The organism is Allonocardiopsis opalescens (genome assembly GCF_003002095.1).
Lineage (GTDB): Bacteria > Actinomycetota > Actinomycetes > Streptosporangiales > Streptosporangiaceae > Allonocardiopsis > Allonocardiopsis opalescens.
The window spans coordinates 1,328,709-1,355,295 of sequence record NZ_PVZC01000001.1 but is presented as its reverse complement, the minus strand read 5'-3'; the positions used below and the strand labels follow the sequence as shown (position 1 = coordinate 1,355,295).

Annotated in this window: 22 protein-coding genes; 15 read left to right on the top strand and 7 right to left on the bottom strand. The window is 74.2% G+C overall.

Going from position 1 to position 26,587, the window contains the following annotated elements; all coding sequences use genetic code 11:
- Window positions 1-28 precede the first annotated feature (28 nt).
- Together CLV72_RS05575 and CLV72_RS05570 are read right to left on the bottom strand one after the other, a co-directional pair.
- Entirely contained in the window at window positions 29-1,252 is a 1,224-nt protein-coding gene (locus CLV72_RS05575) for a cytochrome P450 (protein ID WP_106240257.1), read from the bottom strand.
- Window positions 1,253-1,423: 171 nt separating this feature from the next.
- Window positions 1,424-2,365 (bottom strand): RNA polymerase sigma-70 factor, encoded by a 942-nt coding sequence (locus CLV72_RS05570; protein ID WP_170140880.1) that lies wholly within the window; start codon window positions 2,363-2,365, stop codon window positions 1,424-1,426.
- A gap of 238 nt (window positions 2,366-2,603) precedes the next feature.
- Between CLV72_RS05570 and CLV72_RS05565 the strand changes: the two genes are divergently transcribed.
- Together CLV72_RS05565 and CLV72_RS05560 are read left to right on the top strand one after the other, a co-directional pair.
- Window positions 2,604-3,455, top strand: a complete 852-nt coding sequence (locus CLV72_RS05565; protein ID WP_106240255.1) for an SDR family NAD(P)-dependent oxidoreductase — start codon at window positions 2,604-2,606, stop codon at window positions 3,453-3,455.
- A 34-nt stretch (window positions 3,456-3,489) separates the two neighbouring features.
- On the top strand, window positions 3,490-4,746 hold the full coding sequence (locus CLV72_RS05560; protein ID WP_106240252.1) for an NAD(P)/FAD-dependent oxidoreductase: 1,257 nt from the start codon (window positions 3,490-3,492) through the stop codon (window positions 4,744-4,746).
- Here CLV72_RS05560 and CLV72_RS05555 read toward each other — a convergent pair.
- The 3 genes from CLV72_RS05555 to CLV72_RS05545 are packed head-to-tail and all read right to left on the bottom strand — an operon-like array spanning window position 4,715 to window position 7,593.
- On the bottom strand, window positions 4,715-5,740 hold the full coding sequence (locus CLV72_RS05555; protein WP_106240249.1) for an NAD-dependent epimerase/dehydratase family protein: 1,026 nt from the start codon (window positions 5,738-5,740) through the stop codon (window positions 4,715-4,717). The genes CLV72_RS05560 and CLV72_RS05555 overlap by 32 nt on opposite strands.
- Before the next feature lie 58 nt (window positions 5,741-5,798).
- Entirely contained in the window at window positions 5,799-6,971 is a 1,173-nt protein-coding gene (locus CLV72_RS05550) for an FAD-dependent oxidoreductase (protein WP_106240247.1), read from the bottom strand.
- 7 nt (window positions 6,972-6,978) lie between these two features.
- Entirely contained in the window at window positions 6,979-7,593 is a 615-nt protein-coding gene (locus CLV72_RS05545) for a TetR/AcrR family transcriptional regulator (protein WP_106240244.1), read from the bottom strand.
- Between the two features lie 459 nt (window positions 7,594-8,052).
- Here CLV72_RS05545 and CLV72_RS05540 point away from each other — a divergent pair, with 459 nt between their 5' ends.
- Entirely contained in the window at window positions 8,053-9,435 is a 1,383-nt protein-coding gene (locus CLV72_RS05540) for a cytochrome P450 family protein (protein ID WP_106240241.1), read from the top strand.
- Between the two features lie 68 nt (window positions 9,436-9,503).
- Entirely contained in the window at window positions 9,504-10,214 is a 711-nt protein-coding gene (locus CLV72_RS05535) for a helix-turn-helix domain-containing protein (protein WP_106240237.1), read from the top strand.
- Here the strand turns inward: CLV72_RS05535 and CLV72_RS05530 are convergent.
- Window positions 10,196-10,774, bottom strand: coding sequence for a dihydrofolate reductase family protein (locus CLV72_RS05530; protein ID WP_106240233.1), 579 nt, complete (start codon window positions 10,772-10,774; stop codon window positions 10,196-10,198). The genes CLV72_RS05535 and CLV72_RS05530 overlap by 19 nt on opposite strands.
- Window positions 10,775-11,079: 305 nt before the next feature.
- Between CLV72_RS05530 and CLV72_RS05525 the strand changes: the two genes are divergently transcribed.
- The 7 genes from CLV72_RS05525 (at window position 11,080) to CLV72_RS05495 (ending at window position 21,213) form a co-directional block, all read left to right on the top strand.
- On the top strand, window positions 11,080-12,189 hold the full coding sequence (locus tag CLV72_RS05525) for an NAD(P)/FAD-dependent oxidoreductase (protein WP_211302710.1): 1,110 nt from the start codon (window positions 11,080-11,082) through the stop codon (window positions 12,187-12,189).
- A gap of 402 nt (window positions 12,190-12,591) precedes the next feature.
- Entirely contained in the window at window positions 12,592-16,203 is a 3,612-nt protein-coding gene (locus CLV72_RS05520) for an amino acid adenylation domain-containing protein (RefSeq protein ID WP_106240228.1), read from the top strand.
- Between the two features lie 49 nt (window positions 16,204-16,252).
- Complete coding sequence (locus tag CLV72_RS05515) at window positions 16,253-17,236, top strand: aldo/keto reductase (protein ID WP_106241441.1); 984 nt, start codon at window positions 16,253-16,255, stop codon at window positions 17,234-17,236.
- On the top strand, window positions 17,233-17,952 hold the full coding sequence (locus CLV72_RS05510; RefSeq protein ID WP_211302709.1) for a sulfotransferase-like domain-containing protein: 720 nt from the start codon (window positions 17,233-17,235) through the stop codon (window positions 17,950-17,952). The genes CLV72_RS05515 and CLV72_RS05510 overlap by 4 nt, the downstream gene beginning before the upstream one ends.
- Window positions 17,953-17,963: 11 nt before the next feature.
- Window positions 17,964-18,863, top strand: coding sequence for a family 3 encapsulin nanocompartment shell protein (locus tag CLV72_RS05505; protein WP_106240222.1), 900 nt, complete (start codon window positions 17,964-17,966; stop codon window positions 18,861-18,863).
- Complete coding sequence (locus CLV72_RS05500) at window positions 18,860-20,032, top strand: MFS transporter (protein ID WP_170140879.1); 1,173 nt, start codon at window positions 18,860-18,862, stop codon at window positions 20,030-20,032. The genes CLV72_RS05505 and CLV72_RS05500 overlap by 4 nt, the downstream gene beginning before the upstream one ends.
- A 53-nt stretch (window positions 20,033-20,085) precedes the next feature.
- The gene (locus CLV72_RS05495; protein WP_146159343.1) at window positions 20,086-21,213 is read left to right on the top strand and encodes a Kelch repeat-containing protein; all 1,128 of its coding nucleotides are present in this window, start codon (window positions 20,086-20,088) and stop codon (window positions 21,211-21,213) included.
- A gap of 106 nt (window positions 21,214-21,319) precedes the next feature.
- On the opposite strand, the gene aztA is transcribed toward CLV72_RS05495, so the two are convergent.
- A complete protein-coding gene (aztA, locus tag CLV72_RS05490; protein ID WP_106241438.1) occupies window positions 21,320-22,063 on the bottom strand; it encodes a zinc ABC transporter ATP-binding protein AztA in 744 nt (247 codons plus the stop codon).
- A gap of 60 nt (window positions 22,064-22,123) precedes the next feature.
- On the opposite strand from aztA, the gene aztB reads away from it, so the two are divergent.
- The 4 genes from aztB to aztD all read left to right on the top strand — a co-directional run bounded on the left by aztB (window position 22,124) and on the right by aztD (window position 26,508).
- Entirely contained in the window at window positions 22,124-23,008 is an 885-nt protein-coding gene (aztB, locus tag CLV72_RS05485; RefSeq protein WP_106240214.1) for a zinc ABC transporter permease AztB, read from the top strand.
- The gene (locus CLV72_RS05480; protein ID WP_106240210.1) at window positions 23,005-24,222 is read left to right on the top strand and encodes a WD40 repeat domain-containing protein; all 1,218 of its coding nucleotides are present in this window, start codon (window positions 23,005-23,007) and stop codon (window positions 24,220-24,222) included. The genes aztB and CLV72_RS05480 overlap by 4 nt, the downstream gene beginning before the upstream one ends.
- On the top strand, window positions 24,219-25,151 hold the full coding sequence (gene aztC, locus CLV72_RS05475; protein ID WP_106240207.1) for a zinc ABC transporter substrate-binding protein AztC: 933 nt from the start codon (window positions 24,219-24,221) through the stop codon (window positions 25,149-25,151). Before CLV72_RS05480 ends, aztC begins: the two co-directional genes overlap by 4 nt.
- Window positions 25,152-25,329: 178 nt before the next feature.
- Entirely contained in the window at window positions 25,330-26,508 is a 1,179-nt protein-coding gene (gene aztD / locus CLV72_RS05470) for a zinc metallochaperone AztD (RefSeq protein ID WP_106240204.1), read from the top strand.
- Window positions 26,509-26,587: the final 79 nt, after the last annotated feature.

The window sequence follows — 26,587 nt, the reverse complement described above, 5'->3', positions numbered from 1 at the left end:
CGGTTCGTCGCCCTGCGCGTGGTCCTGCTCACCAGGTGACCGGGAGTTCATGGACGCCGTAGATGACGGCGTCGTTCTTGAACGGCAGGTCCTCGACCGGGGCGGCGAGCCGCAGGGTGGGGATGCGGCGGAACAGTGTGTCGAAGACGATCTGCAGTTCCATCCGGGCGAGGTTCTGGCCGAGGCACTGGTGCGGACCGAAGCCGAAGGCGAGGTGGTGGCGGGCGCCGCGCTCGATATCCAGCTCGGCCGGGTCCTTGAACGCCGCCGGGTCCCAGTTGGCCGACAGGGTCGAGACGATGACGCCCTCGCCGGCCCTGATGCCCACACCGCCGATCTCCACGTCTTCGGTGGCCAGGCGGGAGGTGACTCCGTCGGCGATGGTGAAGAAGCGCAGCAGTTCCTCCACGGCCATGGGCGTCTTGTCCGGGTCGGCGGTGATCAGGGCCAGTTCCTGCGGGTGGCTGAGCAGCCCGACCACGCCGAGCGAGATCATGTTCGCCGTGGTCTCGTGTCCGGCGGTCAGCAGCAGGAAGGCCAGGCTCACCAGGCCCGCGTGGTCGACGGTGCCCTGCCGGCCCTGCCGGGCGATCTGTCGGCCGAACAGGTCGTCGCCGGGTGCGGACTCTTTGCGGGTGACCAGGCCGTCGAGGTAGGCGTGCAGTTCGGCGAAGGCTCGCCGGCGGTCTTCGGGCGAGGTCCGGCTCACCATCATGGTGGTGCGGCTCTGGAAGAAGTCGTGGTCGGTGTAGGGGACGCCGAGCAGTTCGCAGATCACGAGCGAGGGCACGGGCAGGGCCAGCGCCTGGACCAGGTCGACCGGCCGCTGGTCGGCGGCGAGCACGCGGTCGATGAAGCGGTCGACGATTTCCTGGACTCGCGGGCGCAGCGCGGCCAGCCGCTTCACGGTGAACTCGCCGATCACCGCGCGGCGGGCCGCGGCGTGTTCGGCGCCGTCCATGCCGAGCATCAACGGCGGCCGGCTGCGGAGCTGCCGGAGGGTCGCCGCATCGAGGGTGAAGAGCGGGAAGCCGTCCTTGCGCTTGTCGGAGGAGAAGCGGGGGTCGGCGAGGACGGCACGGCCTTCCTCATGCCTGGACACCCACCAGGCTTCGCCGCCGCTGGTCAGGCGTACCTTGTTGACGGGTGCCTGCTCGCGCAGCCGTTCGTAGGCGGTGGGCGGGGCGAACGGGCAGCCGCGCTCGATCGGCAGCTTCGGGCCGGTCGGATCGCCGGCGGCGCTGTTGGCCATGAAGGACCTCCAGGTAAGGAATCGTGCGGAGTTCGCCGTGCTTGTGGCGGGCTCAGGTGGCGTGACCGGCATCGTCGGCACGGGCTTGGGAGTCGGCGAGCCGTCCCGCGCCGACTCGGCCGGTCCGGTCCAGGCCGCTCGGAGCTCGCGGGCACGGCTCGTCATCGGTGGTCATCGCAGGGTGAGCGCGGTCTCGGATGCGATGCGGGTCAGCTTCTGCGGGTTGCGGACGTAGTAGAGGCCGCAGATGCGGGCGTCCTCGACCTGGACCGCTATGACGCCGTCGATCTCCTCGTCCACGCGCAGGAGGAGTGCCGGGTTGCCGTTGACCACGGTGAGCTCGCTGGTGAGGGCGATCCTGGCCTTGCCGAGTCCGCTGACGATCATGCGGGCCACCTTCCCGGCGCCGGTGATCGGCTGCGGTGCGGCCTGTTTGACGCCGCCGCCGTCGCTCATCAGAACGACCTCAGGGGCGAGCACGTCGAGCAGGCCCTGCAGGTCCCTGGTTTCCAATGCGCGCTGGAACGACTCCAGAGCCAGCCGGACCTGGCTTTGGGGAACCGCCTCGCGAGGCCGCCGCGCATCGACGTGCCGGCGGGCCCGATGGGCGATCTGGCGTACGGCTGCCGGGGTCTTGCCGACGGCGGCCGCGATCTCCTCGTAACCGAGGTCGAAGACCTCACGCAGCACGAAGACGGCGCGCTCGGTCGGTGAGAGCGTCTCCAGGACGAGCATGAGCGCCATCGACACACTCTCGGCGAGTTCGACGTCCTCGGCCACATCCGGCGCGGTGAGCAGGGGCTCGGGCAGCCAGGGACCGACGTACACCTCCTTGCGGCGCTTCATGGTGCGCAGCCGGTCCAGCGAGCGCCGGGTGGCGATCCGCACCAGGTAGGCGCGCTGGTCCCGGACCTGCTCCAGGTCGACCTTGACCCACCGCAGCCAGGTCTCCTGCAGGACGTCCTCGGCGTCGGCCGCCGAGCCGAGCATTTCGTAGGCGACGGTGAACAGCAGCTTGCGGTGGGCGACGAACGCCCCGGTCGCCGGGTCCGTCCGGCCGCCACCGACCATCGGCTCGGCTGCGGCCGCCGGCGGCTCGCTGCGCTCTTTCATGGCCGGCTCCCGCCTGTTGGCTCCTCAACCGCGCTTCACGTACAAGGCGCCGCTCCTCAACGCGGTGTGACACCCGCGTGCGGTGGCCTAGGTCACATGGCCGTGCCGTCACAGCGCTCGGACCGATGGCGCCTGGTGTTCGCCAGGAGGCCGCGCGAACGATCCGCGCGGCACACGTCTCCACGATCGAACGCCTCGGCCGTCGCGTGCGGACCGCCGCGGCGGCAGGAAGGACATCATGAGCAAGGTCTGGTTCGTCACCGGTTCGTCCCGCGGCCTGGGCCGCAATTTCGTCGAGGCCGCCCTTTCGCGCGGCGACAAGGTGGCCGCCACCGCCCGGACCACCGCACGCCTCGACGGGCTGGTCGCGGCCTATGGCGGGGCGGTGCTTCCGCTGCAGCTGGACGTGACCGACAAGGCCGCCGTCTTCGAGCGCGTGAAGCGCGCCAGGGAGCACTTCGGCCGGCTGGACGTCATCGTGAACAATGCCGGCTACGCCCAGGTCGGCGCGGTCGAGGAACTGGCCGAACAGGACGTGCGCGACCAGCTGGAGACCAACCTGTTCGGCGCGGTGTGGGTGATCCAGGCCGCGCTGCCCTACCTGCGCGAGCAGCGCGCGGGACACATCGTCCAGCTGTCCTCGGCGGCCGGGCTCATGGCGATGCCGCTCAGCGGCGCCTACAGCGCCTCCAAATGGGCCCTGGAGGCCCTCAACGAATCCCTCGCCCACGAGGTCGCCGACTTCGGCATCAAGGTGACCGTCATCGAGCCCGGCGGCTTCGCCACCCGGGCCGGCAGGAACCCCGATCCCCTCGACAACGGCCACCTGGCCGAGCCCGACCCCATCTACGACGGCCTTCGGCAGCGCATCGCCGCGTTCGCGGGCAAGCAGCCCGCCGGCGACCCGGCCGCCGCGGCCCGGGCACTCCTCAAGATCGTCGACTCCGACAAGCCGCCCCTGCGGGTGCTGTTCGGCCAGGGCTTCTACCCCATGCTCCAGCAGGTCTACGCCGACCGGCTCAAGAGCTGGGCCGACTGGCAGGACCTTTCGGCGGAGGCGCACGGCGCGCTCGATCAGCAGGATCGGTGACGCGGGCGAGCAGGCGAACCGACAGGAGCAGCACATGAAGCACCGCATCGTCGTCCTCGGCGCCGGCTATGCCGGGGCCTACGCGGCCGGCAGCCTGGCCCGCCGCCTTTCCCCGCGGGACACCGAGATCTCGGTGGTCAACGCCGCACCGCACTTCGTCCAGCGCATGCGGCTGGCCCAGCTGGCGGCCGGCCGGGAGATCGAGGCTCCGAAGCTCGCCGACGTCTTCGCGGGCACGGGGATACGGCTGCGTCTGGCCCGCGTCACCGCCATCGACCCCGAACGCCGGACCGCCACCCTGGCCGGCGCCGACGGCGGCGAACTCGGCTACGACACGCTTGTCTACGCTCTCGGCAGCCGCGTCGCCGACCACGGCGTCCCCGGCGTGGCCGAGCACGCCTTCGACGTCGCCGCCCGGCCCTCGGCGCTGCGCCTGCGCGAACGCCTGGACAGCCTGGAAGGGCGTGGCGAAGGCGGGAGCGTACTGGTCGTCGGTGACGGGTTGACCGGCATCGAGACCGCCACCGAGATCGCCGAATCCCGGCCCGGCCTGTCGGTGGCGCTGGTCGCCCGCGGAGAACTCGCCGCCCGGCTCTCCGCCGGGGCCCGCGGCCACCTGCGCCGGGCCTGTGACCGGCTGGGCATCACCGTCCTGGAGCACACCAGCGTCGAAGCCGTCGAAGCGACGCGGGTGCTGTGCGCCGACGGCACCGCCCTGGCGTCCGACGCGACCGTGTGGACGGCCGGGTTCGCGGTCGCCCCCATCGCCGCCGCCGGCGGGCTGGAGGTCACCGCGACCGGCCGGATCGTGGTCGATCGCACCATGCGGTCGCTCTCGCACCCGAACGTCTACGCCATCGGCGACGGCGTCCACGCCATCGGCGACAACGGCCGGCCGCTGCCGATGTCGTGCGCCTCGGCCGGCTGCACCGGCAGGCAGGCGATCGAGGCGATCGTGGGCCGCCTGACCGGCCGCGAGGTCCCGCTCACCAAGCTGGTCTACACGTACAACCACATCAGCCTCGGGCGGCGGGACGGGATCCTGCAGCCGGTCGACGACGAAGGGCGGGCGAAGCCGAACCACGCGGGCGGCCGGAAGGCCGCGCGGATCAAGTCGGGCATCCTCAGGATGGCGCTGTGGGCCGCCGCGCACCCGACCTTCGGCCTGCCCAAGCGCAGACACCGCCTGGCTTGCGCGAGGCCGAGCGAGGACCTTGCGGCGGCCGCGGACCAGGGAACGCACCCGCGAGTGCAACCGATCAGCTCCGGTCCGCCGGTGTCCGGCCGGTGAGCCGGTCCAGCAGCTCTCGTTCCTTCGCCGGATCGCTCCAGGTGGCCGGGTCCGGGGCGTCGGGTCGGGGCTCGGGGTCGCCTTCGGCGCGCAGCCAGGCCCAGGTGTCGGCGACGGTGTCGCCCACCGGGCGGCAGTGCAGGCCCTGGGCGGCGGCCGCCGACACGTCGGCGTCGTGCAGGCCGGTGGGGTCCGGGACTCCGGGGAAGCGCAGGCCCAGTTCGGTCCCCAGCGACAGCCCGGCCTCCTCCAGGGCGTCGGGCGCGGCCCAGAGCAGTTCGGTGTCCGCGCCGGTGACCTCGACCATGGTGCCCAGCAGCCCGCCGACCGTCGTGGCCCCCGACGGGCCGGCCGCGTTGAACGCGCCGCCGAGACCGCGGTCGGCCGCGGTGAGCATCCAGGCCGCCAGGTCGCGGGCGTCCACGTACTGCAGCGGGGCGTCGGCCGGTCCAGGGGCCAGGACGCGGCCGCCGCGCTCGACGCGGCGCAGCCACCACGGGATGCGGCCGACATCCTCGTAGGGGCCGAGGATCATCCCGGCCCGCGCCAGCAGCGCGCGGTCGCCGAAGGCGCGCAGGGCGGCGAGTTCGCCGCCCCGCTTGGCGGCGGCGTAGTCGGCGCCGTCCGCGCTGTCGGGGTCGCCGTCGACCAGGGGCGCCCGCTCGTCGGCGCCGGGCGGCCAGGGCCAGCGGTACACGCCCCGGCTGGAGACGTAGCCGTAGTGGCCGACGCGGTCGGCGAGCAGGTCCGCGGCGTGGGCGACGGCGCTGGGCGCCCACGCCCAGGTGTCGATGGCGGCGTCCCATTCGCGGGTGCCGAGCGCCGCTTCGACCGCCGCCGGATCGGCTCTGTCGGCGGTCAGGGGCTCGACGCCGGGGTCCGGGCGCCGGCTTCGGCCCCGATTGAGGGTGGTCACGTGGTCGCCGCGCTCCAGGGCGGTCTCGACGACGGCGCGCCCCACATGGTGGGTCCCACCCAGGACCAGCAGTCTCACGGTGTCTCCTTCCCTTGGATCCGTTGTCGCGGAGCGTCCGCGCCGCGGCTGCGACGGGTCAGCCCTTGAGCTGGAGGCGCCGCTGGAGCAGACGGCCGGCCCAGGGATAGGAGGCCATCCGCAGCGGCAGGTCGCGCACCCAGCGGGCGACGGGTGAGACCGGGGCGTAGAGTCCCTTGACCCGGCGGCCGAGCCGCTGCTTGCGCTCCGTCTCGGGGCGCAGCCGCTCCTCCCAGGCCGCCAGGGCGGCCGGGATGTCGCCGGGGTGCTCCTCCAGCGCGGTGCCGAGCAGGTCGGCGCCGCCCACGGCGAGGGAGGAGCCGTAGCCGGCGAACAGGGTGACGCACCAGGCGGCGTCGCCGAGCAGCACGACCCGGCCGCGGCTCCAGCGCGGCACGACCATCTGGCTGATGGTGTCGAAGTAGACCGAGTCGGCCGCCGCGAGCCGGGCCAGCACCTCGGGCGCGACCCACCCGACGTCGGCGAACGCACGAGGGAGGGCGGCGGCGGCCCCGGCCGCCAGCTCGCCCTGCGGGTCGGTGGTGCGGTAGCCGAAGAAGGCCGCCGCGCGGCCCTGGCCCAGGTCGATGATGGCCAGGGTGCGGCCGGCGTCGGTGAGCGAGACCGTCGCGCCCGCCGGTACGCCTTCGGGCAGCCGGTCGAGCATGAACACACCGGCCATGTGGTCCAGGTCCCGCCGGAAGTCGGCCTCAGGCCCGAACACCTGGGTCCGGGTGGCGGAGTGCAGTCCGTCGGCGCCCACGAGCAGCTCGGCGGTCACGGTCGTGCCGTCGCTCAGGCGGGCCCGGACCTCGCGCTCGTCCTGGGCGATCTCCTCCACGACCGTTCCGAAGCGGAACTCCGCGTGGTCGCGCACCGCCTGGTACAGGACGTCCTCGATGTCGCCGCGCAGCAGGCTCAGCGACCGCTCGCCGACCATGGACCGCACCGTCTCGCCCGGCACGGTGAACGAGACCGCTCCGCTGGGCTTCAGGTAGACCATCTCGTCCGGGGTGATGTGCCGTTCGGCCAGGGCCGGCAGCACGCCCATCCGCTCGGCCGCGTCGTAGCCGACGCCGGCGAACGCGACGGCGTAGCCGCCGCCGCGCCGGGCCGGGGAGCGTTCGACGACCACCGGCCGCCGGCCCGCTCGGTGCAGGCGCAGGGCGGCGGCCAGACCGGCGATGCCGGCTCCGACGATCAGGACCCTGTTCGGGTCGGATGCGGTCATGGGACGGTCATTCCTTTCGGGGTGCGAGACCCGCTGTGACGACGTCGATCAGCAGGTCGAGGACGGCGGGGAAGCGCTCAGGGTCGCTGAGCCGGTCGGCGTGCACCGGGGTCAGCACGACGGCCTGGATCACGCCGATGATGACGGCGGGGTCCGTCGCGACCAGTTCGCCGCGTTCCTGCCCGCGGACGATGAACTCGGTGAGCGCCCGAAGCGGGTTGTCGGGATCGTCGGCGACCCGCGAGGGGTCGAGCCGGCGGGTGACGGCCGCCATCTCCTCGGGGTGGGTCATCAGCCGCCCGTAGAGCGGATCGGTGGTGAGCTGGGTGACGGTGGCGCGCAGGAAGCGGCGCAGACCGTCGCGGACATCGCCGCCCGCGAGCAGGCCCTCGTCGATGACGTGCCGCTTGACCTGGGCCGTCTGCCGCATCATCAGCTCCAGGTACAGCGCCTCCTTGGAGTCGAAGAACTGGTAGAAGCTGCTCTTGGCGATTCCCGCCGGGGCGACGAGCTCGTCCAGCGAGGTCTTGCGCAGGCCGCGCGTGGTGAACAGGCGTCGGCCCGATTCCAGCAGCAGTTCGGTGATGCGGGTCTTCTCCTCTGCGGAGAACGCGGCCGGCATCGGCCCTCCTCGAACGTTCGAACGGATGCGCCACTCGGTCACCGGGAGTCGCGGGCGGTCCCGGGCCAGTCCCATCGGCCGCTTCTGCGGCCGACACAGTCATTAAACTATAAAAACAGATTAGATGAACGGTTTTATTGCTCATGACGGCGCTGGATCCGGCGCCTTCCAGGACACCAGTCTCTCGCCCCGGTCGGGGTGCTCAATGGCGCAGCCAGGCTGCACGTGCCGCCCAGGGGCCGACACCGCCGCCGTCACCGGATGAGGAGGCGGATCGGTGGGAGTCGGCTGCAAATCCACCCGAAGCAGGAGACTCTAGAGAACCAGGGAAGGTCATCTTCCGGTGAGGGCCGGGCGGTGCCGCCGGCGCGCCTCCGTCCGCGCGACCGGTAGGCTGCCCGCCCCTCACCTCTTCCTGTCTCTTCCGGTCTGTCCCTGTCGGGTGATTGGCGGTGTCCCATGGCGCGTTCGGACGAGGTGGTGACCCTGGCGCGGGCGGTGCCGGTTTACGGCGCGCCGCTGGCCGTCGCGGGCGGTATGGACGCCCTGGTCGCGCAGCTGCGGGCGGAGTTCGGTCCGATCGCCCCGGTGCAGGTGGCGCGCGGGGTGGGGGCGTGGCTGGTGCTGGACTACCACGCGGTGCTGGACGTGCTGCGCGATGCCGACCGCTTCTCCTCCGATCCGCGCCGGAGACGTCCCTCCGGTGCCGGTGGCGGTGCGGCGGACGGCGATCGGCTGAGACAGGCGGCCGGCACCGACGGGACCGAGCACCAGCGGCTGCGGGGCGGGCTCGCCGACGCGCTGGAGCCGCTGAGACCCGCCCGGCTCGGGGAGGCCACCCGGCTCATCGCCGAGGGGCTCATCAGTCGCTTCGCCCCCACCGGCCAGGCCGAGATCGCCGGCCAGTTCGCCCGGCCGCTGGCCCACCACCTCACCGCCCGCATCCTCGGCCTCGCCCCGGCCGAGGCCGACGCCCTGCACCGGCTCACCGAAGCCCGGCCCGCTCCCGGCGCGCCCGATCCCGTGCTGGCCTTCGCCGAGGCCGTCACCGCTCAGCGCCGCCTGAACGGTGACGCCGCGGCCGCCCCGAAGGACACACCCCGGCGGCGGCGGGCGGTACCCGCCGCGGCTCCCGCTCCGGCCGCCCCCGCGACGGCGGAGCCGTCGGGGGGTGTGCTCGGCCGCCTCCTGGAGGATCCGGCGCTGCGGGAGACGGAGGTGCGCGACCAGGTGGCGATGCTGGCCGCGCACGCTCCGCTGCTGGGCGACCTCGTCACCCACACGGTGGCGGCCCTCGTCTACGACCCGGTACTGCGCGCGGCGATGGCCGGCGGCGGTGTGCGCCCGGCCGACGCGGTCGAAGCCGCCCTGTGGCGGCATCCGCCGCTGGCGGTGGCCGACCGCTACGCCACCCGCACCACCCGAATGGGCCGCGCCCTGGTCCGCGCCGGCGACCACGTCCTGGTGGGCATCGCCGCCGCCCACACCGACCCCGGACTCACCGGCGACGGCGTCCGCGCAGGCCAGCGGGCGCACCTGGCCTTCGGCGCCGGAGCGCACCGCTGCCCCGCCCACCACCTGGCGGCCACCATCGCCACCCACGCCCTCACCGCACTCCTCCAGGCCCTGCCCGACCTGCACCCCACCCTTCCCGCCGACCGGCTGCGCCACCGCCTCAGCCTGGCCACCCCCGGCCTGGAGGCGCTCCCGGTCGCCTTCACCCCCGTCCGCGACCCCGGCCGTCCGCCCGTCCCGGAACCGGCCCCGCCCGACGTGTCCAACCCGCTGCGCCGCCCCCCGTCCCATCGCCCGCCCCGGGGAGACGGCGGCCCAGGTGCGTGAACCCGGCCGGGGCGACACCCCGGCACAGCCGCTCGGCGCCTGCGCCCGGCGCGGCGTATCCTGCGCCCGTGGAGCTGCGCTTCGGGACGCGCGGGTCGGACTCACCGTGGGTCGACACCGTGTGGACCTGCACGAGTGAGCGGGTGGCGGCGATGACGTCCGTCGCCGGCGTGCGCTGGGGCCTGGTGTTCTGGGAGCGTGGCGGCCGGGCGTACGCGAGCGTCACCGGTCCCGAGACGCGGACCGGCACGGCGCCGGTGCCGGAGGGGGCGAGCTTCACCGGCATCGAGTTCGCCTTGGGAACCTCCTTGCGGGCCGCGCCCACGCCCTCACTGGTCGACGGCGGCGTCGAGCTGCCCGACACCACGCGGCGGACGTTCCGGCTGGACGGCGCGCGCTGGGAGACGCCCGGTCCCGACGACGCCGAGGCCCTGGTCGAGCGTCTCGTCCGGTCCGGGACCGTGGTCCGCGACCCCCTCGTCGCCGAGGTGCTGCGGGGCGACCGCCCGGCCGTCTCGGGGCGCACGGTCGAACGCCGGTTCCGCGCCGCGACCGGGTTGACGCGCGGCGCCGTCCGGCAGATCGAGCGGGCCCGCACGGCGGCGGAGCTGCTGGCGGCCGGCGAAGCGGTCGCCGACGTCGTCGCCAAGTTCGGCTACTTCGACGAACCGCACCTGGCCCGGGCGCTGCGCTGCTACGTCGGACGCACCGCCGGGCAGCTGCGCGAGGGCTCCGGCGGCGCGATCGCCCTCGACCTGGATCAGCGCCTGACCTCGTAGACCAGCTTCAGGATCCCGTTGGAGTAGCGCTCCGACTCCCGCAGGGCCAGCATCTGCTTGTCGCGGTCGGCCCGGCCGAACACGCCCTTGCCGGCACCGAGCAGCACGGGGAAGACCAGCAGGTTGTACTGGTCGATCAGGCCCGCGTCCGACAGCCGCCGGGCCAGCTCCGCGCTCCCGTGGATGAAGATCGCGCCGCCCTCGCCCTCCTTGAGCGCGGCGACGTCCTCGGTCGAGCGCAGGATGGTCGTCGGCCCCCACCCGTCGACGAGGGCGTCGTCGGACAGGGTGCTCGACACCACGTACTTGGGCAGGTCCTTGTACCCGGCGTGGTCCTCCGAGCCGGGCCAGACCGGGGCGAAGGCCTGGTAGCTGCGGCGGCCGAACATCAGCGCCGTCGTGTCGGCGAGCTCCTCCCCCTTCAGCGACCATGCCTCCGGGACGAACTCCAGGTCCTTGAACACCCAGCCGCCGCTGCGGTGCTCCTCCCCCGGCCCACCGCCGGGCGAGTCCACGACACCGTCGAGGGACATGAAACCGGTGTACACCAGGTCGCGCATTGTGCCGACTCCTCATGATCGGGCGAGCTGCCGTCTCCACGCTAGACCGCGCCGCGGCGAAGGTCTTGGACGGAAACGACAGCGAGTCCGGAACGCGTACCGGAACACCGCCCCGGCGCGGCGCTCTTCGAGCACGGCACGGAAACGTTCCTCGCCCACCATCGACCAATCGCCTTTTGGGGCGGTTCGTCCGGTCTGCCCGGGGGGAGGAAACGGGCGTGCGGCCCTGTCGGCGCGGCGCGGAGGCGGCGGGGCGGGGTCCGGCGGGTGGACAGGTCCGGCGGCGGGGCGGGCGAGGAGATCCTGTGACCGACTTCCTCATCGTGGGCGGCGGTATCGCCGGTGCCGCCGCGGGTTACTTCCTTTCGGGCAGTGGACGGGCGGTCGTGCTCGACATGGAGGCGGCGGCCGGGCACCACTCCACCGGGCGCTCGGCGGCGCTGCTGTCGGAGTACTTCGGGAATGCCGCGGTGCGCGGGCTCACGGCCGCGGGGCGGGCCTTCTACCGGGACCCGCCTGAGGGTTTCGCCGACCATCCGGTGCTGGGTCCGCGCGGTGTGCTGGCGCTGTGTCCGCCGGGTGACGAGGGGGCTTTCGAGGCGGCGCTCGCCGACGGTGCGGCAGCGGCGGAGCCGGCCCGCGAGATCGGGCGCCGTGAGGCGGCCGAGCTGGTGCCGATCGTGCGGAGGGAGCGCGTCAGCCGGGCGCTGTACCGCCCCGGTGCGATGGACATCGATGTCGACGCGGCGCACCAGGGCTTCCTGCGGGGCGTGCGGAGGGCCGGCGGCCGGGTGGTGACGGGCGCGCGGGTGCGTGCGCTGGCCCGGCGGGGCGGCAGCTGGCGGGCGGACACCGACGCCGGTGTGTTCACCGCGCCCGTGGTGGTGAACGCCGCGGGGGCCTGGGCCGACGAGGTGGCCGGGCTGGCCGGGGTGCGGAGGATCGGGCTCACGCCGCTGCGGCGCACCGCCTTCCTGGTGGACCTGCCCGCGGGCACCTCGGCGGCCGGGTGGCCGATGCTGTGCGATGTGCGCGACAGCTTCTACGCCAAGCCGGAGTCGGGACGGCTGCTGGTGTCGCCGATGGACGCCACACCCTCGCCGCCCGTGGACGCCAGGCCCGCCGACATCGACGTCGCTCTCGGCGTCGAACGATTGCAGGCCGCGACGAGCCTCTCGGTCCGCAGGGTGGTGCGCGCCTGGGCCGGGCTGCGCAGCAGCACGGCCGACGACACTCCGGTGGTGGGTGCCGAGCGCTCCGCCCCCGGCTTCTTCTGGCTGGCCGCGCTGGGCGGCTACGGCGTGCAGACCGCCCCGGCGGTGGGCCGGCTGCTGGCCGAGGCGGTGACCGGAGCGGCGGCGACGGGTGCGGCGCAGGGCGCCGCGGCCGCGGTGTCGCCCGACCGACTCAATTGATCATCGCCCGGAAGAACGCATTTCCTTTTCGTTTCCGCGCCCGCCGATATCACCGAACGTGAACACCGAAGACGCCGAGCCGATTCAAGATCAATCAACCGTCCGTTCGCGCATGCCCCGATATCACGATTTCCGACGACGATCCAGAGGGCCGAAGGCGCTGTCACCACCGGGAGAGCAACATATGGCACCGAGGTGAGTACAGCGCCCTCTCCAGCATTTTCTTCGTCCGAAACCCGGCCACCAGCTGAAACGATCACCAACCGTAGCCTTATTATCACAGATCACGACTTCCGTAGCGAAAAACGATCAATTAACGTCTGCTCCGTTGCGGCCACTCCGGCAGCCCGCCTTCCACCACACCCCCGTGGGGCGTCCCGGAATTGTCACCGCGGAGGGTGTATGAGCTTTCCGGCCGGCGCGCCAGGTGCGAACCCAGACCACCACGACGACGGCCGCTACTCCCGCGAATCGCCGGGAGGCGGCCTGACCGGCCCCGAGGTGACGGCCGAAACGGCCGCGCTCGCCGCGGTCGAGACCCTGGCCCGGCTGGGCCGCCGCTGCGGCCTGCGGGTGACGGCCGGGCCGGCGGCCGTGGACCTGCCCGAGCCGCCCGAGGAGGTGCGCCACCTCGACGGAGCGTCGGCGCGGGCCCGCCTGCGCGAACTGGCCCGGCCCGCCTCCGGTCCGGCCGGCGAACTGATGCACGTCCGCCTGCTGAGCGGTGGCGAGGCCGCCGAGGCGGAGCCGGCGACCGGCGCCGGGGTGCTGGTCACCTGCCGGCCGACCGCCGCCGCCATCACCGCCGCGGTCGACTGCGACCGCGCGGACCCGTGGTGGCGGGCGCGCACCGCGGCCGCCGAGGTCTTCGCCGAGGTGCTGGCCGCGCTGCTGGCCGACCCGCGGCTGCCGGCCGCCGCGGCTCCCGGGATCGGCGCGCGCTCCCGCGCGCTGGTGCTCGGCCCCCTGGCCGGCCGCGCGGTGCCCTACGGCCCCTTCGTCGCGATCCCCACCATGATCGAGCGGCAGGCCGACCTCGCCCCCGACCGTCCCGCGGTGACCCACCTCGGACGCACCCTCGGATACCGGGAACTCGACGAACTGGCCAACGGGCTGGCCGCGGCGCTGGCCGACCGCGGCGTCGGGCGCGGCGACACCGTGCCGGTGCTGATGGGCAACAGCCTGGAGCTGGTCACCGGCTACCTCGCCCTGATGAAGCTCGGCGCCGCCTTCGTGCCACTCGACCCGGCCTGGCCGGAGGCAAGGATCGCGACCGCGCTCGACGTACTGGCGCCGCGGCTGGTGCTGCACGCCGCGCACACCGCCCCGCCGCACCACCACCCGGGCCGGGCCCTGGAGGTGGCGGTCGACCGGATCGCCCCGAGCCCGCACCGCCCCGGTGTGCCGCTGCGCCCCGACGACCCGATCTACGGGATCTTCACCTCCGGCACCACCGGCACCCCCAAGTGCGCGGTCAACCTGCACGGCGGGCTGACCAACCGCTTCCGCTTCATGTCGCGCTACTTCGAGCCCACCGCCGACCACGTCGTGCTGCAGAACAGCAGGCACACCTTCGACTCCTCGGTCTGGCAGCTGTTCTGGCCGCTGACGATCGGCGGCCGCACGGTCGTCCCGCCCCAGGACGAGTTCCTGGACCTGGAGCACACCATCGCCGCGATCGCCGCGCACGGCGTCACCCTGACCGACTTCGTGCCGAGCATCTTCAACGTGGTGGTGGCCATGGTCGACGGCGACCCCGCCGCGCTGCGGCGCATCGCGTCGCTGCGCGAACTGGTGGTGGGCGGCGAGGAGATCAACCCCCGGATGGTGCACCGGCTGCGGACGCTGCTGCCCGGCCTGCGGGTCACCAACGGCTACGGCCCGACCGAGACCTCCATCGGCATGGTCTTCCACCCGGTCCAGGCGGCCGACGGCGACGCGGTGCCGCTCGGCCGGCCCATCGACAACTGCTACGCCGTCGTGGTGGACGACGCGCTGCGCCCGCTGCCGCCCGGCGCCACCGGCGAGATCGTGGTCGGCGGCGCCTGCCTGGGCGCCGGCTACCGCGGCGACCCGGCGCGCACCGGCGCGGTCTTCGTGCCCAACCCCTTCGCGTCCGTGCCCGGAGACCGGCTGTACCGGACCGGGGACCTGGGCTACTACGACGCGGCCGGCCGGCTGCACTTCCAGGGGCGCGCCGACGTCCAGGTCAAGGTCGGCGGCGTGCGGATCGAACCGGGCGAGATCGAGGTGGCCGCCGAGGGCGTCCCCGGCGTCCGCCAGGCCAAGGTGCTGGCCGCCACCGCCGGGGGCGCCCGCGCGCTGGCCCTGTTCGCCGCCGGCGACGAGCGGCTGACCGAGGAGGCGCTGCGCGAGCGCCTGACGCGGGTGCTGCCGCGCACGAGCCTGCCGCGCTACTACGTCGTGCTGGCCGCGATGCCGCTCACCGACAACGGCAAGGTCGACCGGCGCGCGCTGGCCGAGGTGCTGGACCGCCGGCTGCTCGGCCCGCCCGCCGCGCCCGCCGGCCCCGACGACGACGGCACGGCGGCCCGCGTCCTGCGCGTGCTGCGCTCGGTGCTGCACCAGCCGGCCCTCGGCCCCGACGACGACGTCATGCGCGCCGGAGCCGACTCCATCAGCGCCGTGGCCGCGGTGGCCGCGCTGCGGGCCGCCTTCGGCGTCCCCGTCGGGGTGCGGGACCTGTTCGACCAGCCGCGCGCCACGGCGCTGGCCCGGCTGATCGACGACCGCCTGGCCCGGCCCGCCGCCGACACCGACGACGAGGCGCTGCTGCGCCGCGACGCGAGCGCGCCGGCCGCCTTCCCCGCCGCGCCCGCGCCGCCGTCCCGGGCGCCGGGCACCGTGCTGGTCACCGGCGCCTCCGGCTTCGTCGGGGCCCGGCTGGTGCACGAGCTGCTGGAGCGGACCGACGCGCGGGTCGTCTGCCTGGTCCGGGCGGGCGAGGACGCCGCGGCGCTGCGCCGGGTCCGCGAGGCGCTGGCCGCGCAGGGGCTCGACGGGCAGCGGTCCGCCGCGCGGCTCAGCGCGGTCGCCGGCGACCTCACCCTCCCCCGGCTCGGCCTGGACGCCGCCACCTGGGACCGGCTGGCCCGCGGCTGCGACGCGCTGCTGCACGCCGGCGCGCTGGTGAACTTCCTGTACGACTACGGCGCGCACCGCGCGCCCAATGTGCTCGGCACCCGCGAGATGCTGCGGCTCGCCCTGGACCGGCGGCCCAAGCCGCTGCACCACGTCTCCACGCTCGGCGTGCTGGAGGCCGAAGCGGCCCGCCGGGGCGCCGTGCTGCCCGAGTCCGTCGACCTGGCCGAGGTGGCGGTGCCGGTGAGCGGCTACAGCCGGTCGAAGTGGGCGGCCGAGCGCTACCTGGCCGGGGCGCGCCGCCGCGGGGCGGTGGTCACCGTGCTGCGGCTCGGCGAGGTGATGCCCGCCGACGACGGCCACCCCAACCCCCGGGCGCTCACCCACCTGCTGCTGTCGGCCTTCCACCGGCTCGGCGTCTGCCCCAACACCGACATCCGCTCGGACTACACCCCGGTGGACTACGCCGCGGCGCGCATGGCCGCCGCCGTGTTCGACCCGGACGCGTGGGGACGCGACCTGCACGTCTTCCACCCCGAGAGCGTCTGCTTCGCCGAGGTGTTCTCCCGCTTCGGCACGCTGGTGCGCCGGGTGCCGTGCACGGAGTTCCTGGCGCGGCTGCGCGAGGCGGCGGTCCGCAGCGGCGACCGCGAGCTCAACACCCTGCTCGCGCTGCTGCCCGACACGGGCGACGGCGGCGAGGCGGCGGCCGAGCGGATGTTCGGCCGGCTGCTCACCGACAACCCGCGCCTGTTCGACAAGAGCGCCTGCCGCCGGCTGGAGCGGCGGCAGGGCCTGACCGACGACTGGCTCGGCGGCCCGATCGCCGCCTACCGCCGCTACTTCGACCACCACGGCGGGCTGCTCGGGCCGCCGGGCGAGACCCGCGAACTCCAGCAGGCCGGTGCCTAGCGGCCGCCACGACACCGTGACGGCGGACGACACAGAGATGGGGAGCAAGATGCGGTACCGCACGATGGGCCGGCTCGGCTGGCAGGTCAGCGAGGTCGGGTACGGCATGTGGGGCATCGGCGGCGGGCCCGGCGGCTTCACCGGCTGGGACTACGACACCGCGCCGGGCTGCCTGGACGAGGCCGTCGAGCTGGGCTGCAATTTCTTCGACACCGCCTGGGTGTACGGCCGCGGCGTCAGCGAGCAGCTGCTCGGGGCACTGCTGGCCCGCCACCCGGACCGGCGGCTGTACGTCGCCAGCAAGATCCCGCCGCTCAACCGGGAGTGGCCCCCGCGCCCCGAGGACACCCTCGACGAGGTCTTCCCGCCCGGCCACATCCGCGAGTTCACGTACCGCAGCCTGGAGAACCTGGGCGTGGACCGCATCGACCTCATGCAGTTCCACGTCTGGGAGGACCGCTGGGCCAAGGACGAGCGCTGGCAGGCGGCGATCACCGAGCTGCGGGCCGAGGGCGTCATCGGCGGGGTGGGCATCAGCGTGAACCGCTGGGAGCCGGCCAACTGCTTCGCCGCGCTCGACACCGGCCTGATCGACGTCATCCAGGTCATCTACAACATCTTCGACCAGGCGCCCGAGGACGAGCTGTTCGGGCGGGCCGCCCGCGAGGGCATCGGCATCATCGCCCGCGTCCCCTTCGACGAGGGCTCGCTCACCGGGGCGCTGACCCGCACGACCACCTTCCCCGAGGACGACTGGCGGGCCACCTACTTCGGCCCCGAGAACCTCGGCCCCAGCGTCGAGCGCGCCGAGCGGCTGCGCGCGCTGGTGCCCGAGGGGATGACGATGGCCGAACTGGCGCTCCGGTTCATCCTGCACCATCCGGCCGTCAGCACCGTCATCCCCGGTATGCGCAGGATCGAGCACGTGCGCGCCAACCTGGCCGTCTCCGACGGCCGGCCGCTGGACGCCGGGCTGGCGGCCCGGCTGCGCGAGCACCGCTGGGACCGCGTCCCCACCGGGTGGTCGATGTGACGGTGATCGCGCTGTGGGCGCACCCGCGCTCGCTGTCCACCGCCTTCCTGCGCATGATGATCGAGCGCGGCGATGTCACGGTGGTGCACGAACCGCTGGTCACCCTGGTGGACACCGGCGAGGTGGCGCTGCCGGACGGGGCGGGCGGCACCGTGGTGGCGCGCTCGGCGGCGGAGGTCTTCGACCGGCTCAGGGAGCTGGCCAGCGACCGCCCGGTGTTCTTCAAGGACACCGTCGAGTACCGCTACGGCTACCTGTTCGAGCACCCGGAGCGGATCGCCGACATCACCCACACCTTCATCGTCCGCGACCCGCGCCCGGCCATCGCCTCACTGCACGCGATGAAGCCCACAGCCGCCCGGCACGAGTTCGGCTACGAGCACCTGTACGACATCTTCGCGCTGGTCCGCGCCGTGACGGGGCGGGCGCCCGCGGTGGTGGACGCCGACCGGCTGCTCGCCGACCCCGCCGCCGTGGTGGCCGCCTACTGCGCCGCGGTCGGCCTGCCCTTCGTGGCCGAGGCGCTGAGCTGGCGGCCCGGGGACCGCGCCGAGTGGAGCCGCACCCGCCAGTGGCACCGGGCGGCCAGCGCCAGCTCCGGCTTCCAGGCGCCCGCGAGCCGATACACCGCCACGGTGGACGACGACGCGCTGCTGCGCTCCCACTACGACTACCACCGCCCCTTCTACGACGAGCTCGTCAAGCACGCGATCTGAGCGGAGCAGCCATGGTCTCCCCGTCCCCCGCACGCACGCCCGCCGCCGCGCCGCCCGCCGACTCCCCCGCCGCCTCTCCCGGCGCGGCCTTCGCCCGCGCCTTCGCCGCCGAGGGCACCGGCGCGGCGGTGCGCTTCGACTTCACCATCACCGACGCCTTCCAGCCGACCAAGGACCGGCCCCGGGTGACGGTGCGCAACCTGTTCCGCAAGCGCCCGGCCGGGGCCGGCCCGGTCCGGTTCTGGACCGAGGACCGGCCCGGCGCCGCCGAGGCCGCCACCGTGCGCGAGTCGGCGCTGCGCCCCGAGGCGGCCTTCCGCTCCGGGACGGCGGAGGCGGACGTGCACCCCATTTCGGCGTGGGTGCAGCTGCCCGAGGAACTGCTCGAGGACCCCGAGGGGCTGGCGGCCTTCATCGACTTCCGGCTGCTGGTGCGGCTGGCCACCGCCGAGAACCAGGCGCTGACGATCGGCGAGCACGGGCTGCTCACCCATCCGGGCATCGCGACCCTGCCCTACCAGGGCGACTACCTGGCGGGCCTGATGACGGCCTGCAACGAGATCGAGCAGATCGGCGCCACCGCGCACGCGATGATCGTCAACCCGCAGGACTACTACTTCCGCATGGTCGGCACCGGGCTGCTCGCGGACCTGGCCCGCAACGGCACCCTCATCAGCCGGACCCGGATGGTGGAGCCGGGCTGCGCGCTGGTCGGCGACTTCGCGATGGCCGCCCGGCTGCTCGACGGCGGCCGCTCGGTGATCCGGGTCGCCGAACCGCCGCCCGGGACCTTCGCCCGGCCCGGCGTGGCGGTGTGCGCGGAGATCCACGAGGGACTCGCGGTCCACCTGCCCACCCACTTCTTCCACGTCCGGCCGACGGCCGACGCCGGCACCGGCAGGCGCGCGTGAGCCGCGCGGCCGAGGCGGCCCGCTTCTACCGCCCGTTCCTGCCGCTGTTCGGCGCCCTGTTCTGCTGCCTGCTCGGGGTAGGCGCCACCCTCGCCACCGTCCCGTTCTTCGTCCAGGACAGGCTGGGCGGCAGCGACGTCGAGGTCGGCACCGCCGTCGCCGCCATCGCGGTGTCGGCGGTGATCACCCGTCCGCTGGCCGGCCGGGTGGCGGACCGGCGCGGGCACCGGAACCTGATGCTGGCGGGCGCCGTCGTGTGCGTGCTCGCGGGGGCGGCCTACCTCGCCGCCGGCGACCTGGTGTCGCTGGTGGCGGTCCGCGTCCTGCACGGCATCGGCGAGGGCACCGTGTACACCGCGGGGGCGGCCTGGCTGGTCGCGCTCGCGCCGCCCGAGCGGCGCGGCCGGGTGGTCGGCCTCTACGGGATCTCCATGTGGTCGGGGATCACGCTGGGCGCGCTGCTCGGCGCCGTGGTGATGTCCTACTCGGGCTTCGCGGCCGTCTGGCTCAGCTGCGCCGGCCTGGCGGTGGTCGCCGTGGCGCTGGTGCTGGCCGCGCCGCGCCCCGTACGCGCCCCGGGGACGGGCGCGCGCGGCGGCCTGCTGCCGTCCTCCGTCGTGCTGCCGGGGATCGCGCTCTCCCTGGCCGCGTTCGGCTACGCCGCGCTGGCCGCCTTCGTCGCGCTGCACATGTCGGCGCTGGGGGTCAGCGGCGGCATCGCGGCGCTGAACGCCTTCGGTGTGACCTATGTGGGTGTGCGCCTGTTCGTCGGGCACTGGCCGGACCGCTACGGCGGCAACCGGGTGGCGGTGTGGTCGGCGCTGGCCGAGGCGGTCGGGCTCGCGCTGGTCGCCTTCGCGCCCAATATCGCGGTGGCGGTGCTCGGCGGCCTGGTCATGGGCGCGGGCCTGTCGCTGCTCTTCCCCGCCCTCGCGCTCGTCGTGCTCAACCGCACCGACTCCTCCCGCCAGGGCGCCGCCCTGGGCGCGTTCACGTCGTTTTGGGACATCGGCCTGGCCGCCGGCGCCCCGGCCGCCGGCTACGTGGCGCTCGTCGCCGACTACCGGACCGCCTACCTGGTGATGCTGGTCTGCGCCCTCGCCTCGGCGGGCCTGGTCTGGCTGGAAGCGGCCGGCCGCCGGGCCCGGGCCGTGCCCACAGAGGGCTGAGCGGGCCGATAGGGTTTCCGAGATTCTCCACAGAGAGAAATGGCTTCGATACGGTGAAGGCCACTCCCATCGGGCTACTGGCCCTGGTCCTCCTGGCGAGCTCCTGCGCCCTTGGCGGCCCTGAGGCGGCGGAGATGGACCTGGTGGTGTCGGAGATCGACGCCTCCCCCTTGCAGCCGCGGATCGGGCACTCCTCGGTGCCGGCAGCGGACTCCCTGCTGATCTGGGGTGGAGACTCCGGAGACGAGCACCGACCGCACCAGGACGGGGCGGTGCTCTCCCTGACCGGCGGCGGCTGGGACGCGATCCCTCCCGCTCCGGTGCCGCCGCGAACGCAGCACGTCGCCGTGTGGACGGGAACGGAGATGATCGTCTGGGGCGGCGCGACGAGCGAACCCGGCCCTGACCGGCACGCCTGGGACGGAGCGGCCTACCACCCGCAGGACGACACCTGGCGGCCCATCGCACCGGCTCCGGAAGGACGGAGTCACGCGATGGGTGTGGCGACCGACGAGTGGATGGTGATCGGCGGCGGGCACACGCCGAACCGGCCGACAGACTCACTCCTGAGCTACGCGATCGCCGACGACCGCTGGCATGCCACCGACATCGACATCCAGGTGCAGGCCATGGCGGCGACCGGTCCCGGTCCTGTCCTGCTGGCCGGCACCGACACCGACCGCGCCCTCGCGGTCCGGCGCTATGAGCCGGAAGGCGAGTCGGTCTCCGTGGTGCCCCATGACGTCGAACTCACCGGATCGCTCCGTTACCTGGGCATCGCCTCGAACGACCGGGGCTCCGCCTACCTCCTCGCCTCCGACGACACCCGCACCCACGTCGCACGCCTGAGCGGGGAAGGCACCCTGGAGACGATCGCCTCCCACGACGTCCGGGACCTGCGCCCTCCGGTCGACCTGGTAGTGGCGCCGTACGACCGCGGAGCAATGTGGGTCACCTCGGCCGAGGAGGTGATCTCGCTCAACGGCCGCAACCTCAGCGTGTTCGACCCCCACTCAGGCGGACTCGGCTACCGGCGGCTGACCGAGCTCGCCGACTACTGCGGCGCCGAGGCCGCCGAGGCGCTGTCCGCACAAGGACTCATCGCCTGGGGCGGACGCAACTGCCACAACGGGGACACCTCCCTCACCAACCGCGGCCTGCGGATCCAGCTGCCGTCCTGAAGGACCGCCCGGCCCGCGCTCCGCGACCCGCTCCCCCATAAGCCGAACGGGACCGAAACGGGACCGGCACGGCCGCGAGGACTTCTCCCGCGCATGGCGGCAGGCGTCACAGCAGTCCGGTCAGGCCCCAGCTCTCGCGGACGGTGTCGCCGGTCAGCGCGGTGGCGGGCGGGCCCTGGGCGAGCACGCGGCCGTCCTTGAGGATCAGGCAGTGGTCGGCGCGGGCGGCGTCGGCGAGGTCGTGGGTAGCGTGCACGACGGTGGTGCCGCGCTCGCACGCCTCGGCGAGGGTGGTGGAGATGCGGTCCTGGGCGTCGAGGTCCAGGCCGGCCGTCGGTTCGTCGAGGAGGAGCAGGTCGGATTCCTGGGCGAGGCCCTGGGCGACGAGGGCGCGCTGGCGCTGGCCGCCGGACAGGTCGCCCAGCCGGCGATCGGCGAGCCCCTCCAGGCCCATCCGCGCCAGGCACTCGGCCACGACTGCGCGGTCGCGGGCGGTCAGGCGCTGCCACGGGCGGCGGTGCGCCCAGCGGCCCATGGCGACGGTCTCCTCCACGGTGATCGGCAGGGCGTCGGCGACGGCGCTGCGCTGGACGACGAAGGCGGGCCGGGTGGAGCCGGCGCGGGCGACGGAGCCGGAGAGCGGAACGATGGCGCCCGCGGCCACTCCGAGCAGGGTCGACTTGCCCGAGCCGTTGGGACCCAGCACGGCGGTGGTCCGGCCGCGCGGGAAGGCGGCCGTCACCCCGCGCAGCGCCAGGCGCCCCGGGTAGCCCGCGCTCAGTCCGTGAAACGCCACCGCGTCCGCCGGCCGCTCCGGCTCCGCGCCGCCGGCGCTCCGCAGGCCCTTCATGCCCTTCATGCCACCCCCGATTTGATAATGAGAATGATAATCATTGTAGTATCGCCGATCATGGAGGGTCTACTCGAACCGTTCGCGGCGTCGATGGTGCAGCGGGCGCTGTGGGGCGGTGTGCTGGTCTCGGCCATCTGCGCGCTCGCCGGAACCTGGGTGGTGCTGCGCGGCATGGCCTTCCTCGGCGACGCCATGTCGCACGCGATGCTGCCCGGCGTGGCGCTCGCCTCGCTGCTCGGCGTGAACCTGATGATCGGGGCGGCACTGAGCGCGGGCGCCATGGCGCTCGGGCTGACGGTGCTCGGCCGCTCGCCCCGCCTGTCGCAGGACACCGGCATCGGCCTGCTCTTCGTCGGCATGCTGTCCGCGGGCGTGATCATCGTCTCGCACTCGCGCTCGTTCGCCGTCGATGTCACCGGCTTCCTCTTCGGCGACGTGCTCGCCGTCCGCGCGCAGGACCTCTACGTCCTCGGCGCCGCCCTGGCGGTCGCGGCCGCGGTGTCGGCCATCGGGCACCGCTCCTTCGTCGCCCTGGCCTTCGACCCGCGCAAGGCGCACACGCTCGGCCTGTATCCGCGGACGGCGCGGGCGGCCCTGCTCGGGCTGGTCATGCTGGCCGTCGTCGCCTCGTTCCACATCGTCGGCACCCTGCTGGTCTTCGGCCTGCTCATCGCCCCGCCCGCCGCCGCGGCGCTGTGGGCGCGCAGCGTCCCGGCGATCATGCTCGGCGCGGCGCTGATCGGCGCCGCCGCCACCCTGGTGGGCCTCTACCTGTCCTGGTACTGGGGCACGGCCGGCGGCGCCACCATCGCGGCCGTCGCCGTCCTCGCCTTCTTCCTGTCCGCCCTGGCCTCCCGGCTGCTGCGGCGCGCACCCGTCCCCGAGGCGGCGGACATCCCCGACCCCGCCCGATCCGAAAGAGAGGTCGAACACTCGTCATGACGCGGAGTACCAGGAGGGGAACGGCGTTCGCCGCGACCGCCGTCGGCACCGGACTGCTGCTGGCCGGCTGCGGCGGCCAGGCCGCACCGGCCCCGGCGGAGTCGGCGGAGGTCCCGCACGGCTACGTCGAGGGCGCCGAGGAGACGGCCGAGCCGCAGTCGCGCCTCGTGATCGCCGACACGGGGACCGGCGCGGTCCGGGTGCTGGACCTGATCACCGAGGAGGTCGTGGACGCGGGCACGGTGGAGGGCGTCGCGGGCATCAGCGGCGACGGGCGCTTCGCCTATCTGACCACCGCCGACCGCGGCGGCGCGCACATCGTCGACAGCGGCGCGTGGACCGTGGACCACGGCGACCACAGCCACTACTACCGCACCGACGTGGCGCCGGTCGGCGCCGTCACCGGCGAGGGGCCCGGCGCCGTGGCCACCGACAGCGCCGTCACGGCCGTCGGCTTCGGCGACGGCACGGTCGCCCTGCTCGACCGGCCCGCCCTGGAGGACGGGTCCGTCACCGAGGCCGCGACCATCGACGCCGGCACCCCGGCGCCGGCCGCGGTCCCCTTCGGGCAGCAGGTGCTGGTGCCCGGCGCGGACGGCGCCGTCCGGGTGCACGGGCGCGACGGCGCGCCTGTCAGTGAACTCCCCGAGCCCTGCCCCGAGCCCCGGGGCCACGCGCTCACCCGGCACGCCGCCGTCTTCGGCTGCGCCGACGGCGCCCTGGTGGTCGGCGAGGACGACGGCGCCTTCACCGCCGAGAAGATCCGCTTCGCCGACCCGGTGCCCGACGGTGAGCGGCCGGAGACCTTCACCAGCCGTCCGGCGAGCTCCACCCTGGTGGCGCCCGCCGGAGAAGACGGGATCTGGGTGCTGGACACCGAGGCCGGGGGCTGGGAGCGCTTCGCCGCCGACGCGCTGGTGGCGGTGAACGCCGTCGGGGCGGGCGGACCGGTGCTGGCCCTCACCGAGGACGGCGTGCTGCGCGCCCTGGACCCGGAGACCGGCGAGGAGACCGCGCGGACCGAGCTGCTGGCGGCACCCGTGGAGGCCGGGGCCGGACCCGCTCCCGTCATCCAGGTCGACACCAGCCGCGCCTACGTCAACGATCCCGCGTCCGGCACGGTTTACGAGATCGACTACAACGACGAGCTGCGCGTCGCCCGCACCTTCGAGCTGGAGATCAGCCCGGACCTGATGGTGGAGACCGGCCGATGAGCGCCCGCCGCCCCTCGGTCCGCCGCGCGGCCGCCGCCGTCGTGTCCGCGCTGGCCGCCCTCGCCCTGCTCGGCGGCTGCGCGGGAGCCGAGCAGCGGTCGGGGATCGTCGTGACCACCAACATCCTCGGCGACCTCACCCGGGCCGTCGTCGGCGACGAGGCCGAGGTGACGGTGCTGATGCCGCCCAACGCCGACCCGCACTCCTTCGGCATCTCCGCTCGGCAGGCGGCGCTGATCGAGGACGCCTCCCTGGTCGTCGCCAACGGCCTCGGCCTGGAAGAGGGCGTGCTGCGCAATGTCGACGCGGCGCGGCAGGCCGGCACCCCCGTCCTGGCCGTCGGCGAGGGCGTCGACCCGATCGACTACGGCTCCGACGAGTCGGCGGGCGAGCCCGACCCGCACTTCTGGACCGACCCCGCCCGGGTCCGCACGGCCGTCGACCTGATCGCCGACCGCGTCGTCCAGGACGTGCCCGGGATCGACGCCGAGGCGGTCCGCGCCAACGCCGCCGCCTACTCCGCCCAGGTGGAGGAGCTGGACGCCTGGATGGCCGAGCGCTTCGCGCGGATCCCGCCCGAGCGGCGCAGCCTCGTCACCAACCACCACGTCTTCGGCTACCTGGCCGAGCGCTACGGCTTCGAGGTGATCGGCGCGGTCATCCCGAGCGGGACGACGCTGGCCTCGCCCAGCTCCGCCGACCTCAGCGGCCTCGCCGCCGCGGTCAGGGAGGCCGGGGTCACCGCGGTCTTCGCCGACTCCTCCCAGCCCGACCGGCTCGCGCAGGTCATGGCCGAGGAAGCGGGGCTGGAGATCGAGGTCGTCCCCCTGTTCTCCGAGTCGCTGAGCGAGGAGGGAGGTGGTGCGGCGACGTACCTGGAGATGATGCGCGCCAACACCGAGGCCATCGCCGCCGGACTCGGCGGCTGACCCCGTCCCACGCGTCCGGCGCCGGCGCCGGACCCGCCCCTTCCGCCCGTACGCGGCGCGACCGCCGCGGGCGGCAGCCTGCCCAGATCCCACCACCCGCCGCTGCTCCGCCGGCCGGACCCGTCCCGGACGGGCGCCGCGCCGGAGCCGGCACACCGGATAGGAAGACGAACACGACATGACCACCCACGCCCGCACCACCCCGACGGCCGCGCTGTCCGGCGTCGCCGCCGCCGTGCTCGCGCTGAGCGCCTGCGGCGGACAGCCCACCGGCGCGGCCCCCGAGGACGCCTCGCCGCCGGTGTCGGTGGCCGAACCCCTGGCCGTCACCTACGACGGCGGCATCTACGTCCTGGACGGCACCACCCTGGAGCTCGCCGGGGACATCCCGCTGGAGGGCTTCAACCGCGTCAACCCCGCGGGCGACGACCGCCACGTCATGGTCTCGACCTCCGAGGGCTTCCAGGTGCTCGACGCGTCCGCCGCCCGGCTCACCGACATCGTGTTCCCGGGCGCCGAGCCCGGGCACGTCGTGCGGCACGCGGGCCGGACCGTGCTCTTCACCGACGGGACCGGCGAGGTCACCAGCTTCGACCCCGCCCAGCTCGCCGAGGGCGCCCCCGAGACCGAGGTCTACACGACCGAGGAGCCGCACCACGGCGTCGCCGTGGAGCTGGCCGACGGCGAACTCCTCGTCACCATCGGCAACGAGGAGGAGCGCACCGGCATCATGGTCCTCGACGCGAACCGCGAGGAGATCGCCCGCAGCGAGGAGTGCCCCGGCGTGCACGGCGAGGCGACCGCGCAGGACGAGACCGTCGTCATCGGCTGCGAGGACGGCGTCCTGATCTACCGGGACGGCGAGATCACCAAGGTCGACAGCCCCGACGACTACGGGCGCATCGGCAACCAGGCCGGCTCGGAGGTCTCGCCCATCGTGCTCGGCGACTACAAGCGCGACGCGGACGCCGAACTGGAGCGCCCCGAGCAGGTCTCGCTCATCGACACCGCCGACGGCGACCTGACCCTGGTCGACATCGGCACCAGCTACACCTTCCGCTCGCTGGCCAGAGGCCCCGAGGGCGAGGCGCTGGTGCTCGGCACCGACGGCGCCGTCCACGTCATCGACCCCGAGGCCGCCGAGGTCGTGGAGACCATCCCGGTCATGGACGCGTGGGAGGAACCGCTGGAGTGGCAGCAGCCCCGCCCGGCGATCTTCGTCCGCGAGGGCACCGCCTACGTCACCGACCCGGCGACCAGCGAGATCCACGCCATCGACATCGCCGCCCGCGAGATCCTGACCACCGCCACCCTGCCCGGCACCCCCAACGAGCTCAGCGGGGTGGCCGCCCACTAGCCCGTGGGCCCGGCGGCGCCGCACCCGCCTCCCGTCCTGATCCGGCCGGGTGCGGCCCGGTGCCGCCGGGGCGGCGGGG